This window comes from Acidithrix sp. C25 (genome assembly GCF_904848545.2).
On sequence record NZ_CAJHCI020000002.1, the window covers coordinates 508,760 to 525,364 of the forward strand.

The following is a 16,605-nucleotide window of genomic DNA, read 5'->3' on the forward strand; positions in this document are numbered from 1 at the left end:
ATTAGTAGACAGTATCTCGCTTTATTAATTTACAGCTCTAAATGAAGTTGACAAAAATATCAAGCGCCATTGGCAAATCTGCCAATGTAAAGAACCAACTCCCTTGCCTTGGGGCCAAGGGAGTTGGTTTGGCTCAGCGCTTTACATAGTGCTTTTATGCGCCTCATAAAACTCTTGGGTTGAATGTTTTAACCAAAATCAAGCTAACGATAAATCACCTATGGAGCGTTGTCACGTTACGACAAGACAGATTTTGACTTTTCTTCTATCTTTGGACCATCTCGCCGAAATCTTTGGACCACGATTCCATAATCTTTGGACCACTTCGCCGTGGTTAGACAACTCGATCAACTCGCTAATGACCCAAAATGCCCAATAACCGCTCGATCCAATAACCGCTCGATCCAATGGACAACATCGTCGCTGGGGTCAAAGCGAGATCTTCTGTGACTTACTTCCCAATGCTCCAAGCAACCATAATAAGGAGACCTTTAGCTCATCGGATACCTGCAGGTTGAAGAAAGATCTGCCAGTTGAAGGTAGCCTCGTTCGAAATTGATTCAAAAGAGGAATGACTACCGAATTGTTCCTCACCTCGCAGTCACTTTGCGCGTGATACAAGATCTTGGCCGGCTGCTTCACGGTACATGTCCAGTCTCGGTTGCATTGCGCGTGGTACAGGCCCCGAAAGCCACTCCGAATAAGGCCACAAAGACCACCAGAGCATCAAAAGGAAGCTAAAACACCTAACTAAAGACGCTTAGGCCAAGGCGTTAGTGCGTGCGATGAGGGTCGACTTTGAGATTGCCCCAGCAACGTACCCTTTGATCACGCCATTAGATCCGACAAAGACTGTCACTGGTACTCCCGGAATCAAATATGGTCCGACTAAATCCCCATTTGCATCAATGACCGTAGGATAGGGAATCCGAAAGGAATTAACGAACGAAAGCGCGGCGCTAGAACTCGACGTCTCATCAACCCCAACAAAGTTAATCTTGCCAGCGTATCTTCCACCCAAAGATGCAAATGTTGGCATCTCCTGTCTACAGGGAATACAGGCGGGAGAAAAGAAATTTATCACCAACGGTCGTCCTTCAAGACTCTTTAGAGAGACGAATTTCGAACCATTAGATAGAGAAGGTAACGAAAATAATGGTGCCGGATGCCCAACGAGCGGCGAGGAGGTGACCACGCCAGAACCAGGAGCTGAGAGAGCTAGCGACGCTTTAGAGCTAGTAGCTTTCAAAACTGCAAAGACCACCAACAGGCCAATCGCTAATACCCCGATCAAGGTGAGCACCCGAGTTGGTGTCACCTTTGATCCTCTTTGGTCACCACCCATAGACCCTGACGGCTCAAGTGGTGAGCTAGTGGTGGAAGACAAGGGTATCAATCCCCATTGCTAAAAATAGGACTGTCAAATAGGTTATCGAATAGCTAAATACCCGCATTGCAACCTTGGGACTATGACTACTGCGCAACTTTAAGGCGTAGTAGATAAAGCCTGCTCCTAGTGCTATAGCTGTAACATCATATATCACCCCAAGGTGTGCGATTGGCCCCATAACCAGTGTCGCGATGACCAGGATAACTGTATAGATCAATATGGATCGAGATGTCTGCTCGAAGCTAGCCACCGACGGCAGCATTGGAACGCCAGCGTTCGAATAGTCCTCCTTGTAACGGAAGGCTAGAGCCCAAAAATGTGGCGGAGTCCACAGAAATATGATCAGAAACATCATAACTCCGGAAAGCGTTATATCATTCTGCACTGCAGCCCAGCCAACCAAGACAGGAACGGCACCAGCAGCACCACCTATAACAATATTTTGAGAGCTACTCCTCTTTAACCACATTGTGTAGACAAAGAAGTAAAAAGCTGCTGCTGCAAGCGAGAGTGACGCCGTCAGAAGGTTGTCATATTTCCATAAAATAATGAACGATATCAGCTCGACCAAAATAGCAAACGAGAGGCCCGCCGTTGGAGAGATCTCGCCGGTTACAAGAGGACGCTGCTTTGTACGCTTCATCAAGGCATCTATATCTCGATCAAACCACATATTGGCTGCATTTGCACCGCCAGCGCTTAAAGTTCCTCCGAGAAGCGTTATCAAAACTCGACTTATTGATGGTAGTCCACGCTGTGCTACAACCATAGCTGGGAGAGTTGTGGTCAAAAGCAACTCGATAATGCGCGGCTTCATCAATACTACATATGCCCGAACCGTCTTAAATCCGGAACCGGTCTTTAGGGCAACAGGGATGGAATTCATCGTTTTTGGTTACTCGCTTCTGCCGCAAAAGTTAGGACTTTATACCCTAACCAAATCCACATAAAAAACTTACTTGATTTTTAGATGATAGTGAGTGTCATGTCGATTCGCCCACATCTCTTGGTCGACAATAAAGGTGGCTTCTCAAGGAAAGGTCACCTCATTATCTCTCCACCCTCAACAGCCACACCATAACAAGACATTCCGAGATCGCAAAAATCCACCAAACAAGCTACTATTGTGACTCAATGATGTCCATTTCAAGAATTTTGCGCTTCGTTGAACTTGCACTTTCCAAGACCCAAGAACCGTTCATATTTCTATCCACAGAACCGACGACTGTCTACTACTTCACCGCCTTTGCCTCCTCGAATGCGACAATTCTTATAACCAAATCAGACCAGGAGACCGTCGAAGTCAATCTGGTGACAGACGGACGGTACCTAGATCAAGCTCGTTCAAATTTATCGGACCTTTTGCAATCGACGCAGATCAACTTTCAAATTATCAACCAGGCCGAAAACAGCTTCCAAAGCATAATCCAATCGAACTCCACCAAAGAACCACGTCTGCTTTTGGAGTTCGATAGAATCTCCCACGCCAACTTCCTTGGTGTATTAAGTAGCTTTGCAACCAAACCTGAGGTTTTAGACGTCACTTCCCTTTTGGTTAGTCAACGCCAGGTTAAAGACCACAAAGAGATTGAAAAGATAGCTCGTGCCGCAACCATTGCGTCCATGGCCTTTGAGGAATTTGCGACCGAACTACGACCGGGAACGACAGAAGCCCAAGCGGCGGCCAGACTCGATTATCTGATCCGAATCAACGGAGGAGAAGGAGTTGCCTTTGATACGATTGTCGCATCCGGTCCCAATTCGAGCTTTCCCCACGCACTTCCAACCAATCGACCGATAATGGCGAACGAGCCAATCGTGGTTGACTTTGGCGCTACCTTCGAAGGATATCGCTCCGACTGCTCCCGCACGATCAAAACCGCCGGAACAAGCTTTAGTGACGAGGTCGAAGAGGTCTATCAAAAAGTTCTATTATCCCAGGAAGAAGGCATCTCAATGCTTAGGCCGGGCGTTTCATCAGGCACCATTGACGATAGATGTCGCAGCTCCTTCGACGAGGGATCCCGAAGATACTTCTCTCATGGCACGGGCCACGGCGTTGGCTTAGAGATCCACGAAGCACCCTGGCTGCTAAAGGGCCAGACTACTGAACTATGCGAAGGAATGGTCGTAACGGTTGAACCAGGCCTTTACTACCCAAACCAATTTGGGATAAGGATTGAAGACCTATTCGTTATCACAGACCAAGGTGCGAGGTTACTAACCAACCTGACCAAATAACTGACTCGAAAACCCGAATTAAGGTTCCTAATAAAGGATCTCTAACTGCTTCATTTTGGCTTCGTCAGGGACATCGGTTCATCGACCCAGTGGAAGATAAACCACATTGGCGAAGTCGCCAAAGTCGCCTAGCCGAACAACAACTGATGCTCAGCTAAGCTTGAATAGGAATATTTCAGAGATCTTTGACTTCAGGCAAAACTTTGCCGACTACCAACGGAGCTAATATGGGCGTACCCACGTCATCTAACGACTTTAAAAATGGCATGACCTTAGACCTCCCTGATGGTCTTTTCGCAATCGTAGAATTTCAACACGTAAAGCCCGGTAAGGGCGGTGCATTCGTAAGGACGAAACTTAAGAACCTAAAGACAAAGGCTGTTATCGATAGAACCTACCGTGGAGACGAGAAGGTAGACCAAGCGATAATTGAAAAGCACGATATGCAATACCTTTATCGAGATGGTGAAAGCTACGTCTTTATGGATAATTCATCCTACGATCAGATCTCGGTAAGTCCAGACGAACTTGGAAGTGCCGCAAGCTTTATAAAAGAAGGTGACACCGCATCGGTGTCTTCGTACCAAGAAGTAGTGGTTGGAGTTGAACTGTCAGCTTCAGCTAACCTGACAGTAACAAATACTGAACCTGGAATTCAAGGTGATCGAGTCTCTGGCGCGCGCAAGCCAGCCACCCTTGAGACGGGATTCGTTCTCCAGGTGCCACTATTCATCGAGCAAGGTGAGAAAATCACAGTCGATACCCGTACTGGTGAATACATATCCAGAGCATGAGCAAAACCACTGGTTCTGGATCGTCGCCCGCCAAGAAGGGCGTTAACGACCTATCGGTCGGCCTTGCGCGGCGGGAGGCTCGCCAAAGAGCTGTTTCGATTATCTACGAAGCAAAGATCAAAGAGATCACCCCAAAGAGTGTCGCCGAAGAGCAAGGGCGGAGCTCGCTTGATGACCTAACGGCATATCTTGTAGATGGTGTCGACGCAGAGGCCCAATCGATTGATGCAATCATCGATCGCCTCTCATCCAATTGGCAATTTGATAGACTCCCACTAGTTGAGGTATGCATCTTAGAGATTGCCATATTTGAACTTCTCGATGGCAGAAACAACAAGGCAGTAGTCATAAACGAAGCCGTTGAATTAACCAAACTTATCGCCGATCCAAAGTCGGTCAAATTCATAAATGGAATCTTGGCCAATATAGCCAAGCAGTACCTTGAGCCAAACCCAATCCAAAATATCGATTGAGTAGATATCGATCGAGTAGATATCAATAGACAAAATCTAGCCTTTCCAAAAAAGGCAAAAAAAAACAGCCACCACCTCAATCAGAGGTGGTGGCTGTTTTTACACTGTGGCGGCTGTTTTTACACTGTGGCCACCTAGTCATTATTGGTTCAATACCTAGTAATCACGACTTTTACTATGGAAGTTAGGAAACCGAGACAAGTGCTGACGGATAGTTCTTTATAGTGGTCAATCCGAGAGTCTTTGGTGCGACTCCCAGCTCCTTTGCATCGAGGTTCATGGTCGCTTGAGCCTTGGCGGCAAGGCGATCCATTGCCTTTTGGTGGCTAACGATATCCGCAAGCAAGGCTGTGTTTTTAGGATTTACCAAGATACCCTTAAAGTCGATCAGGATTTGAGCAGCATCTGGGAATGCCCAACTTCCAAGTGAATTTACTATCACGTTGATATGGTAATTTTGCAGAATATTAGGTATGCTCGTCGACGCTAGATCAAGCAGATCCGAGTTGCCGATCGGCGAACAGTTTGGCTCCGCATTGCTTACAATCGCCTTGGCAGTTGAGAGCTGATTGCTGGTCTTGTTGATTATCGCAGTAACAGCGATAATCGAGTCGGCCAACGAGGCGTTACACGACTGGATCTGGCCCCACATCGTAGTTTGAAGTATCTGATACTGACTAGACCTATCTGCCTTGGTTGCAGACCTTGGATAGTCTGATACAACAACTATCGCGATTGCCAAAATGGCAATAGTCGCAATGGCCCAAGTTCTTCGGTACCATGGTTTCGTACCTGGCTCAAATACCGTTGGACTTGCCTTCAATTTTACCCCTTTAAAACCATCTTGCAGATCGACTAAAATCAGCCGAAGCATCGATGTCTCTTGTCTATCCAGTTTCCGAGCGTGGAAACTGGGGTCACTTGCTCATATCTTTTTTAAGTTCGTACCCATAGTAATCGAAGTCACCAACTTAGTGGATCCCATGACCTCGCGAAGGCAGCCACACTAGATTAGACAAGATTTCCTGGGTCGCCTTGGCGTTTCAGGAAACTAGCACAGGTCGTCTCGATCAAAACCCGATATTCACGCCACAAATTATCCAAAACCCACATCGGCCACCACTGCCATTAGGTGTTAGCGAATTACCAAAGCAGCAACTGCGATCGATCGGCACTTGAAATACACATAGGAATACACCTTTCCAAAAGCCGCCTAGCAAACGGCAATCTCGCAAACGATTAGGTCATCTTCAATGAATCTCATCTGCCACATTGGTCGGCTCGTAAAAACCACCCGTACGACCACGCAGCTAGGGCCTAAGTCAATCAACTAATCAATTTGAATCTAAAACCCAATCAATTGCGATGATATGACCCCATAGAGGCAATTGCCGATTCAATCAATTGCGATGGGATGCCATTTACAACCTCTAGTTCTCCAGTTTGATTCATTAAGACGAAAGTTAGCGAACCATAGGCCTTTTTATCGCGAGCGAGATATCCAATGACATCGTCAAAGTCGACGCTGTCTGGAATCGAGGTAGAAAGTTCAAAGCGAGAGACTATCTCATAGTGACGATCAAGCATCTCCGAAGAGATTCGACCCATTATATGACTTAGGTGCCCAGCGAAGATTAGACCAATTCCTACCGCTTCGCCATGCATCAACGGAGAGATCTTCCCCGCCAGGGAGAGCGCCTCTAGGCCATGGGCCATAGTGTGGCCATAATTCAAGAGGGCCCTTCTACCACCTTCACGCTCATCGAAAGAGACTACGTCGGCCTTAATCTTGACGCACTGCGAGATGGAAGCCTCTAGGTCATCAACATCTAGATTGCCAGCACCTAAAAATTCATACTTTGCCATCTCGCCCAAACCTGAACGAAATTCACGCTCAGGTAACGACTTCAGCGTCGAAACGTCACAGATCACCGAGGACGGGTGCCAAAAACTACCAGCTAGATTCTTTCCAGCTGAAAGGTTCACTCCGGTCTTTCCTCCAATTGCAGCATCTATTTGACCCAGGAGAGTAGTGGAGATATTTATATAGCGAATACCTCTAAAGTAGATCGAGGCCACAAACCCGCCTAGGTCACTCACGACTCCACCACCTACGTTTACTATGCAATCTCGTCTACTTAGGCCAAAGGCAGCTATCTCCTCAAGTAGCCTCTCGACAGTGGATATCCGCTTTGCATTCTCTCCATCTTCAATGACAAATGTAGAAGACGCAATATTTGGCGGATCAGGAATCATCGGAATATTAGGTTGCCTAAGTATTACTACCTTGGAAACGTCTTCCGGTAAGTACTTCCACCATTCATCCAACAGATCGTTGCCAACCAAGATAGGATAGCCACGATCGTCACCTAGATTGAGGTACGTCTCTCTCATGTGTAAAAATACTCCCCATACAGATATTGTTAAATCACGCTGTCAAAGTGCCACCCGGAACGATCAACTAAGCCGCTCAAGTTCACACTCGCCAGACGCCCCATGATGAATGTAACAAGGTGAATATAACAAGGTGAATGTAAATAGAATCCCGCCAACCATAGCTACCGCTTCAAATCAAATTGCAACCTCGCACATCTCATTGAACCTTTTTAGATTGAATGCTTAGAGATCCAAGGCGCACCTTGGCGATCGCTGCCAACCAAGTCGAAGAAGTTAGTGTCGAAATCGACGGATTAAACCTACATTAGGTTGGCACTGCCTCAAAGCTACGACCAAAGGCTCATCTATTACAGATGAGTTCCTTGAGACTTGGAATCAGTATTCCCTAACGCCTGGACATAGCTGCTATAGTTTCGCACAAACTCTGAGACCGAGTCTCCACCAAACTTTCGCACTGCCTCATCGAGCAAGACCAATGCGACCATCGTCTCAGCTACTACGCCCATTGCAGGGACTGCCGTGACGTCAGTTCGTTCCTTGAAAGAGACCGTGGCTTGCTTGGTGGCCACATCGACAGTCTCTAAAACCGGACGATTCAGGGTTGCGAGAGGCTTCATATAAGCAGTCATGATCAAAGGTGCTCCAGTGGTCATGCCACCTTCGACACCGCCAGCGCGATCGGTAGTTCGGTAGTATGAATTCTCTTGACTATCCCAAAAAACAGCGTCATGGGCTTGGGAGCCCAGTTTGGAGGAGACCTCGATTCCATCTCCGATTTCGACGGCTTTTATCGCCTGAATGCTCATTAGCGCATGGGCTAGCAATCCATCAATTCGTCTATCCCAATGCACATGAGAGCCAAGACCAACGGGAACACCCCATGCTACAACCTGAGCGGCACCGCCCAAAGAATCTCCTACTTTGGCGGCAGCTTTGATCTCTGCGATCATAAGCTCTTCTTTAGACCTATCAAAACACCTGATCTCCGAGGCGTCGATCTCGGCTAAATCCTTGGGTTGTGGAAGTTCTTCAACTAAAAGCGATACTTGGCCCAGAGAAATTACATGAGATAGGATGCTTACGCCAATCTCAGCCAACATTTTCTTAGCTATAGCACCAGCAACGACCCTCGCAGCCGTCTCGCGAGCACTAGCACGTTCCAGCACGTCGCGAGCGTCGTCAAAGCCGTACTTGAGCATACCAGTCAAATCTGCGTGACCGGGTCTTGGCGTAGAAAGCGGCTTCGTAGTCGCTCCAAGGCTTGGAGACATCTCCTCTTGCCATTTGGGCCATTCACTGTTGTGGATCTCAATGGCTATCGGAGAACCAAGGGTACGTCCATGTCGAATTCCACCAAGAAGCGTCAACTCGTCTTTTTCAAAACGCATTCGAGGACCACGGCCAAAACCCAAGCGCCTTCTTCCAAGCTCGCCTTGAATCTCTGCTTCACTTATCGCAAGGCCCGCAGGAACACCTTCAAGCACAACCACCAAACCCTGTCCATGGGACTCACCTGCAGTTAGAAATCGAATCATGGTCAACAATCTAGCTTGTCTGGCGCCAAAGGTATTTCCTCTTAGCGGATATCGCCGACGAGCGACTTCAAGGTTCATCTAGAGAAGTCGCCACAGCTCTTATTTGCCTATTATTTAACTATCGCTTGGTTGAGACAAAGCTCGAATGGATTTGCTCCACCATTGCTAAAGGTAGCACAACCCGTCGTTTGATCTATCGAAGTCAACACGTAGCTTACGCCAACAGTTTGGCCGGGGGTGATCCCTGAATATACTGTCCCGTTCACAGAGACTTGAGCTACAGCGGGTTGTCCAACCGGCGACACCGATATCAATGCAATTTGGCTAGGCGACCCCGTCGTTGTCGTCGTCAATGACACCAACGTCGTAGAGGTGGAACCTCCCGCCAATGTGGTTGTAGATCCTGTAGCCGAAGTGGTAGGCGACGATGCGGCGGTCGTTGTCGTGCTAGCAACCAAAGGAACAAATGGATCTTTGTTTCCGTAGTTCAAAATTGTCGTGGTCACGCCTGGCAAGGTGGTTGAAGTGGTAGTTGATGATGTCACCGTCGGAAGAGATGGAGTGGATAAGGTACTTGGCGAAGATGACGCGTTACCCTTTACGTAAAGATAACCACCAACCCCAATCAATATGACCACTAGAGCCAAAGCCCCGATGAGCAAAGTTCGACGACTCGAAGCGCCGCCTCCTTTAAGTTTCGATAACAGATCTTCTATAGGGTTAGCCATTTTGCCTCCTTGGCTATCCGACAGCGCTGGTCGTAGTCGAGGTACCCGACGAAACGCTAGGACTAGTTGGGGGCGCCACCTTTATGGTTGCACCAGAGGATGTTGACGCCTGTCCCGGAACTCCAGGTGGTATTTGCTGGGAATAGATCGTGATTCTGATATTTGCTGAAAGCTCAGCCCCCGCCGATTGAGACGGAGAAGCCGTAGAGCTACCGCCAGAACCCCCTGTCGCTGAGAGGTTTACCGAATTCACTATTACTAAGCGCGAGAGTTGATTTAGGCGGTTCAGAAAGTCAAGAACCTGAAAGTAACCACCCTGAATCTGAATTCCCGCTGTCACCGCTGGCAAATTGGCGGCCCCTTGGGATGTGGAACCTTGAGTCGAAGCACTCGCTTGAGGCTGCGATGGCGTTACCGACATAAAGGTAATACCGCTCATCTCCGATATCGTATTCAAAGAAAGAAGAAAATTTGCTAAATCGGGGTAGACCGGAATCGCCAATGCGAGAGTTTTCAATTCGTTTTGCGCAGCTGGGAGTTCCTTTTTGAATGCCTTCAAGGTCGAGATCTGGCTCTGCATCGAAGATAGCTGCGATTGATTCGATAAGAGTGTTACATTAGCCGCCTCAATAGCTTTACTTTTAGGTTGCCATATCAAAAAGTAGAAGCTTACTATCAAGATCAGCCCAACCAGGGTTGCGACAATGACGATGCGCCTACTCTTTTCGTTTTTCATCATTATGAGATCCCCCCACCAATGAGATAGGACTGAAAGCGACTAGGCGTAGGATTCGGTGCCAATGTCGCAGTCGAGCTAAAGGTGACGATATTTGCACTCGCTCCATTTACAACTGGAGCATTTGTACATGATTTACCTGAATCTGTCGTGGAAGACGATACCCAAGGATCAAGGATGCTAGAGAGGCTCCCGATACCATTGATCCAGTGAGAAGGCGACTGTTGAGAACACCCCATAGCGCCAAAGCTAACTGTAGCAGGCCCGGATCCACTCGAGGATATCCCCGAAAAATTGGTCCACCACACGTCATTAGGAGTCGCGGAATTCAGCTTCGTAATCAGAACCGACCAATTCACATCATTGGTAAGGACGGCTCGAACTTGATTTTCTGCATTCGTTAGGGTCGTCCTCACCCCTGCAACCGGACTCAATTGAGCTATCTGTGCCGCATCAAGAGTTATCTGAAGGTCAGACTGAGATATCTGGGAGTTGATATTTGTCAATTCATTATTATGAAGGAGATAGAGGCCGGCGAGTCCAGCGATTATCACCACTACTGCAGCACCAGAATATAGGCTCGCACTTCTAATTTGGCGCTGTAGGGCCGCATCACCACTTAGAAGGTTTACGACGTGTCTCGGACCTGAACCGATCCAACGACTAAGCGCCAGCGCCAATGCTTCAGGCATTACACTGGCTATTCGATCTTTGTCGGCGCTCGAGAGGTCAGGTACATCGAGTTCAATCGACTCGAACATATCCAATCGGGCCAATTCAATCTCTGGAGACAAGCTTTGGCGAAGCGCCTCGTAAAAGCCAGCAGTTAGAGATCCTCCCCCTCCTACCAAGACACGGACGTTAGCATCCTCTTCTCTCTGAAATAGGTAAGAGCTAAGTGTTGTGGTTATGGCTTCAGTGATCTCATCAATGCCGTTGCGAACAACCGTACGAAGACGCTTCGGGTCAATATCGGCATCAATCTCTTCATTTACATCAGAAAATGCTCCCAGGGATCTCTTGATCGCCTCAGCTGTTGCCAAATCCACCGAAAACTCTCGAGCTATCGATTTAGTAACAAGATCCCCGCCTATGTCGTCCAACGATCTCGCGACAGTCAGCATCCCATCTTCGGCGATACCAACGCTCACCTTATCCGCCCCAACAACTACGATTACGATCACCTGGCTCGACCGACCCCGCATTGGATCCGCAAGAGCATCTAAAAGATCTGTGGAATCACCGGTGGAATCAAGGTTCGAGGAGTCATTTGCTTCGAGTGAACTATCGCCTTTGTCCGCCTTGACCCTATTGATCTTTGGAAAGCGAACCACTTTGCTCGAGGATTTCAACAGTTCTGAAACAGAGCTACCTGAGGCAATCTCATCTAGAAGGCTCACCGTGCGAAAGAGTGCTATGAATGATGAATCGATAGCCGCCAACCGCAGATTTGCCGCTGCAACTGCAACTTCGTATTCAGAAAGCACCTCCACATCGCCGGCGACCAAGTGCATATAGTCCAAGTTACCTCGGGGGACCCGCTTCATCTGAAAATTGGACTCATAGTCGACTCGATATTCGTTGATATCACCAGGCAAAAACTGTGCTGCCTCGATCGTCATGGCCCCTTTTAACTCTTGCTCTGTCATCTTGGGCAGCTCTAAATCGCGAATAAATACGCGTGATCCCGATGCACCTACGACGACTTCGGTAGAGCTAAATTTACCCTGGTTCCAAAGTCTCTTGATCGAAGCAGTTACCGCTGCTGCATCGCGAATCTCTCCACCTACTACCGCACCGTTAGGAAGAGTCACAAGGCCAAAATTGGAAATCCTTGGCAGGCTCTTGCTGTCGTATTCGATCTCTACAGCTTTGATAGCAAAAGAGCCAATGTCAACACCAGCAACTCGTTTCAACTGATATATCCTCCGCGCTTGAGATAGCTCTCGACATCTCCCCTACGGATCCGCCAAGCCTTTCCAACCCGTGTAGCTGGCAACTCCGACGTCGCTATCAACCGATAGACGGTCGTAGTGGACACCTTCATCACGTCCGCGACTTCGCGTACTCGCATCAATTCGTCTTCAAACATTAAGGCACCCCTCTTAGGGCAAAACTAACGAATCAACATTCAAGAAATAGTCACCATAACGCAATGTCATGCAGTGTCCCAACTTCCGCCGCATCATCTACTTATTCAACATCTTCAACATTGACAACAATAAGAATATCGGCAACATCTTGCCCAAGTTGACGATTAATGATGAAATTACAGAAAAATAATTACCGATGTATAATTACATCAATGTAATTTAGTTTATAAAAATTGTCGCTCTAGAGCATCTTTGAAGAATCTATCCGAAATAAATTGATCCAATTAAATCAGAAATAGAGATCGACCCAAGGTCGACGTCACCATGAGTCACTAACGAATAAAGCCAGCTAGAACAAATCGTATAGTCTAAGCCATCCAAAATACCATGGGCCGATGAGCTATCGAATTAGGCCATACTAACGAAATATTCATCATAAAAGTTACATTTTACTCTTCGATATTGAAATTAATAACCTCAAAAATATCCAAATAATTGAATCAAAATTGAACTAAAATTTCTAATTAATCAACCTAAAAAACAAAGTCTTCGGCAAAACAACATAAAAAAATACGGCTGCTGCACCACAAAGAGGTGGAACCCACTCATAGACACAACTGGGAGTCCCATAGTAACGCTCTAACACGTTAGTCCCCTGCAAAGGGCCTGTTAGATCGATCCAAATGATCAATCAGGAAAGACTACGCCTGGTTCGAGCGAATAGACCTTCACCAAGACGAAAACCGCCATATCCTAAAATATACGAAAACTATTTCCAATAACCATCGACGTCAGTGCCGAGAGTGCCATAAATGGACCAAAGGGAATTGAGGATTTAACGGATCTAGAGACAAGCAATATATAGCCAATTCCAAAGATTGATCCAAATCCGAAGGCACCGTAGAGGAAATTGATCGTGGGATTCAGCCCCAAAACACCCAGGTTCAGGCCGATAAAGCCGGCCAGTCTAACGTCTCCAAAGCCAATCGAACTGGGTCGCAACAAAAAGATCAATCCAAAGATACCTATGTCAATACCAAATCCTTCGATCGAAGAGACCAAGTAGTGAAACGACCCCATCTCATTGCAGTAGGCCACAATCAGAAGAAATGTCACCAAGGCGCTGGGATAGATGATCTTGCGGGGAAGCTTTCGTGTCTCTATATCAATAAGGGCAAGGCAAACTAAACTCGCGCTAAAAAGGGCTAGCTGCGGAGCGACGAAGGTCCTTCCAAAGAGGGCTGCGACAAGACCAAACAGGGCTCCGGTGGAAAGTTCCACCAAAGGGTACCTAACAGATATCTTTGAGCCGCAGCTATGACATTGCCCCCTTAACGCCAAAAAAGAAGCTATCGGCAGGTTGTCAACAGCTCGCAATCTATACCCGCATGAGGTACAGTGTGACGGTGGCAATACGATAGATTCACCTCTTGGAACCCTCCATATGACCACATTCAAAAACGAGCCCACTGCTAGACCGACAACCGCGAATAGGGCTACGAAAATCCCGTTTGGTGTCACCTTGGTAGATCTCTTTGTGATTGACGCAGGCGCCGAGTAGCTTCTTTACTCAATCCAAAACGTCCGCGGCTCTCCGAGGAATCAAAAATCTTAGCTAACGTCGATCGTCGAGCCATCGAAGTTGGCGCTGTGGGTTCATCCTCGACGATATATAGCTTCATCGGAGTTGGACTATGAATAGCGGTGGTGCCATACAACTGCCAAGATACGGCGGCAAGAAAGACCGCAACCATTGAAAAATCAAGTATCGAGCTATAGACCAGCGGGGAAAACTTTTGAGCAGAAAAGTAGAATGCAATGACCGATGCCAATACCAATGATCCAACCACCAAAAATCGATAGTCTTCAATTCCTGCCGTACACAGAATAATCAATGCCAACGATGGTGCTAGATAATACGAAACCATCACAGGTTCAAAGAAGACTCTCAAGCTCAGGCAAAGCGTGGCAATTGTAACAAGCTCGCTCCATTGCATCTCCCTCTTTAGCAATCGGCTCCGAAGTTGAAATGAAATAAGCACAACGAGCACCAAAGCGGCCAAGCGAAACGGACCAGCCGAGAGCGCCTTTGAATGAATTGACCCGATCAGTCCAATCAATGTCAGATGATCGACCGCCGGAAAGTTCGGTTGATTGAGAATGGATTTCAAGCTCTGAAACGGAGCGGCGATAACTGCTGGCAAAAACAGAAAAAAAGGAACTCCTGCCATTCGCGCCAAACTTCCAAGCAGTTGCTTGAACTTTGGCGTCTTGGCAATAAATATAGGCAGAAGTAGAAACAAGGTGAGAGGCTGGAAACCCAGGGAGATACCAGCCAAATAGGAGGCCTTTACCCTTCTACCTTCTTTAACTTCCACTACTGCCAAAATGCCAAAGGACAGTGCTGCTAGATCCTCAGGGTGACCCCAGGGGAAAAGCAGATAAGCCCCAACCGCACATGCACCTAAGATATATGAAACCTTGGCTTTTCTTTCAGGAAAGATGTGCTCAATGAACCTCTGAGCGCAATAAGCCCAAAAGGCGAGAAATAAACCTAGATAAAAGATCGAATATATCCATGCCACGGGGTGATGTGTCGGGTATGGATAGGGCTCTACGAGATGCAATAGGCTCAGAAATTCAGCTAGAGGCGTGAGGGAAAGTGGACCGAACGGTGGCGCTATAAGGCCATTGTGGGACGAGTACATTATCCCATATCCCCCCAGAGGATCATATGAGAATCCCTCAGAGTGGCGAATAAATCCCCCGAATAGATCCAACTTCTCTTGCCGAAGAAGAGTTCAGCGTAAAAAAAAGTGGCACAAAGTGCCAGCGAGACAAATAAGAGATACAAAAAGAGCGGATAGAACCACCTCTTTGAGGTAACTCTAGATCTCCCAACAACTACTGCCAAGGTCTCCGATTCGTTCTTCACTCTGTATTTATCGGTACAAAAAGAAGTTTCCTGTACATAAAAGCACCATCGAGCTATGACCGACACCTCTCGGTCACTCTAAATCACCCTTCAGAATAAATCGCCCCCTAGAGAGCCACCTGGGCCACCTGAATCAAAATAGATCACGACCGTCATTCATTTAAGAACCCTGAGCGTTATGCAATCCGATAGAGCAATATAACTTAGAGGTTAATAAAAAGCGATAAATCGAAACGGAGCACCTACCAAAATGTCAACAACACAAGATAAGTCCAAAGGCCAACAAGGCGATCCACAACCGAATCGCCACATAAAAATGGATGGTGCATTCAACTTCCGCGACCTAGGAGGCTACAAAACCCAAAATGGAGGCACTGTAGCATGGAGGAAGCTATTTCGATCCGACGACCTCTTTCGCCTTAGTGATTCAGACATTTCATTATTTGATCAAATAGGGATAAAGACGGTAATCGACCTTCGAACCCCCCAAGAGGCGACTGCGAGGGGAAGGTTTCCCCTCGATAAGTACAGTCTCAATTACCTACAGAGGTCTTTGATCGACATCTCGGCAGATTACTCCCTAGCTGCTGGCGATGGCGCTCTGAACTATATCTTTGAGCGATATACGCAAATATTGACCGAAGGATCCTCCGGGATCGCCCAGGTAATCACAACGCTGGCCGCCGCTCCTAGTCGACCCGCGGTCTTTCACTGTGCCGTAGGGAAGGATCGAACAGGACTAATCGCCGCTCTATGTTTAAGCGGCCTCGACGTAGAACGACAATCCATCGTCGAAGATTATGCACTGACACAAAAGGCTGTTGAGGCAATGCTCGGCTGGCTCGATCTCCAGCTACCAGATGTGGCCAAGCAAATTAGAGCTTTACCACAAGTTGTCATGGGTGCAAAAGGTGAAGACATGGAACGCGTTTTGGCATGGATAGACCAAAAATACGGTAGCACCCATAAGTATCTGACCTCGATTGGCGTCTTGGAATCCGACCTAGCGACCTTCAAAGCCTCAATGATTATTTAACCTCAGCCAAGTCATAGCTAATGCATTCGTTACTTCCACAAATAAATGTGCTTAGCTGTCTCATTCTTATCTATATGTGGCCAATTGTTTCGCCTCTAATTCGGAACCTCAAATGTACCCCGAGAGGCGAAACAAAGAAGGTATAGCCGCATAGTGCCTCAAAACAAAGGCAATCCAAAAGATAATCCAACCGAGGTCACATTTGAAGTCTGTAAATCATCAACTGCTCCCAAAAACCTGAGCATAA

The 16,605-nt window shown here is 47.3% G+C and carries 15 protein-coding genes; 4 read left to right on the plus strand and 11 right to left on the minus strand.

Translation table 11 applies throughout. From position 1 onward, the window contains the following. Positions 1 to 760: 760 nt before the first annotated feature. Both ACIDITHRIX25_RS95385 and ACIDITHRIX25_RS95390 read right to left on the minus strand, forming a co-directional pair. Entirely contained in the window at positions 761 to 1,318 is a 558-nt protein-coding gene (locus ACIDITHRIX25_RS95385) for a TlpA family protein disulfide reductase (RefSeq protein ID WP_160291838.1), read from the minus strand. Positions 1,319 to 1,370: 52 nt separating this feature from the next. After that, positions 1,371 to 2,276 (minus strand): heme o synthase, encoded by a 906-nt coding sequence (locus tag ACIDITHRIX25_RS95390; protein ID WP_052605972.1) that lies wholly within the window; start codon positions 2,274 to 2,276, stop codon positions 1,371 to 1,373. Positions 2,277 to 2,524: 248 nt separating this feature from the next. Here ACIDITHRIX25_RS95390 and ACIDITHRIX25_RS95395 point away from each other — a divergent pair, with 248 nt between their 5' ends. The 3 genes from ACIDITHRIX25_RS95395 to nusB all read left to right on the plus strand — a co-directional run bounded on the left by ACIDITHRIX25_RS95395 (position 2,525) and on the right by nusB (position 4,898). Beyond that, positions 2,525 to 3,631 (plus strand): M24 family metallopeptidase, encoded by a 1,107-nt coding sequence (locus ACIDITHRIX25_RS95395; protein ID WP_201733177.1) that lies wholly within the window; start codon positions 2,525 to 2,527, stop codon positions 3,629 to 3,631. 227 nt (positions 3,632 to 3,858) lie between these two features. Then, positions 3,859 to 4,425, plus strand: a complete 567-nt coding sequence (efp, locus tag ACIDITHRIX25_RS95400; RefSeq protein WP_052605970.1) for an elongation factor P — start codon at positions 3,859 to 3,861, stop codon at positions 4,423 to 4,425. After that, positions 4,422 to 4,898, plus strand: a complete 477-nt coding sequence (nusB, locus tag ACIDITHRIX25_RS95405; protein ID WP_052605969.1) for a transcription antitermination factor NusB — start codon at positions 4,422 to 4,424, stop codon at positions 4,896 to 4,898. The genes efp and nusB overlap by 4 nt, the downstream gene beginning before the upstream one ends. A 184-nt stretch (positions 4,899 to 5,082) precedes the next feature. On the opposite strand, the gene ACIDITHRIX25_RS95410 is transcribed toward nusB, so the two are convergent. The 9 genes from ACIDITHRIX25_RS95410 to ACIDITHRIX25_RS95450 all read right to left on the minus strand — a co-directional run bounded on the left by ACIDITHRIX25_RS95410 (position 5,083) and on the right by ACIDITHRIX25_RS95450 (position 15,167). Beyond that, on the minus strand, positions 5,083 to 5,721 hold the full coding sequence (locus ACIDITHRIX25_RS95410) for a hypothetical protein (RefSeq protein ID WP_152626047.1): 639 nt from the start codon (positions 5,719 to 5,721) through the stop codon (positions 5,083 to 5,085). A gap of 533 nt (positions 5,722 to 6,254) precedes the next feature. Then, positions 6,255 to 7,292 (minus strand): 3-dehydroquinate synthase, encoded by a 1,038-nt coding sequence (locus ACIDITHRIX25_RS95415; RefSeq protein WP_052605967.1) that lies wholly within the window; start codon positions 7,290 to 7,292, stop codon positions 6,255 to 6,257. A gap of 350 nt (positions 7,293 to 7,642) precedes the next feature. Next, entirely contained in the window at positions 7,643 to 8,830 is a 1,188-nt protein-coding gene (aroC, locus tag ACIDITHRIX25_RS95420; protein ID WP_052606007.1) for a chorismate synthase, read from the minus strand. A 110-nt stretch (positions 8,831 to 8,940) separates the two neighbouring features. Beyond that, on the minus strand, positions 8,941 to 9,558 hold the full coding sequence (locus tag ACIDITHRIX25_RS95425; RefSeq protein ID WP_052605966.1) for a hypothetical protein: 618 nt from the start codon (positions 9,556 to 9,558) through the stop codon (positions 8,941 to 8,943). 13 nt (positions 9,559 to 9,571) lie between these two features. Continuing rightward, complete coding sequence (locus ACIDITHRIX25_RS95430; RefSeq protein ID WP_201733178.1) at positions 9,572 to 10,297, minus strand: type IV pilus inner membrane component PilO; 726 nt, start codon at positions 10,295 to 10,297, stop codon at positions 9,572 to 9,574. Then, positions 10,297 to 12,210 (minus strand): pilus assembly protein PilM, encoded by a 1,914-nt coding sequence (gene pilM, locus ACIDITHRIX25_RS95435; protein WP_201733179.1) that lies wholly within the window; start codon positions 12,208 to 12,210, stop codon positions 10,297 to 10,299. The genes ACIDITHRIX25_RS95430 and pilM overlap by 1 nt, the downstream gene beginning before the upstream one ends. Further along, positions 12,207 to 12,386 (minus strand): helix-turn-helix domain-containing protein, encoded by a 180-nt coding sequence (locus ACIDITHRIX25_RS95440; protein WP_052605963.1) that lies wholly within the window; start codon positions 12,384 to 12,386, stop codon positions 12,207 to 12,209. Before ACIDITHRIX25_RS95440 ends, pilM begins: the two co-directional genes overlap by 4 nt. Before the next feature lie 754 nt (positions 12,387 to 13,140). Continuing rightward, entirely contained in the window at positions 13,141 to 13,908 is a 768-nt protein-coding gene (locus ACIDITHRIX25_RS95445; protein ID WP_201733180.1) for a prepilin peptidase, read from the minus strand. Further along, positions 13,905 to 15,167, minus strand: coding sequence for a hypothetical protein (locus ACIDITHRIX25_RS95450; RefSeq protein ID WP_201733181.1), 1,263 nt, complete (start codon positions 15,165 to 15,167; stop codon positions 13,905 to 13,907). Before ACIDITHRIX25_RS95450 ends, ACIDITHRIX25_RS95445 begins: the two co-directional genes overlap by 4 nt. A gap of 405 nt (positions 15,168 to 15,572) precedes the next feature. Here ACIDITHRIX25_RS95450 and ACIDITHRIX25_RS95455 point away from each other — a divergent pair, with 405 nt between their 5' ends. Continuing rightward, entirely contained in the window at positions 15,573 to 16,358 is a 786-nt protein-coding gene (locus ACIDITHRIX25_RS95455) for a tyrosine-protein phosphatase (RefSeq protein WP_201733182.1), read from the plus strand. Positions 16,359 to 16,605 lie beyond the last annotated feature (247 nt).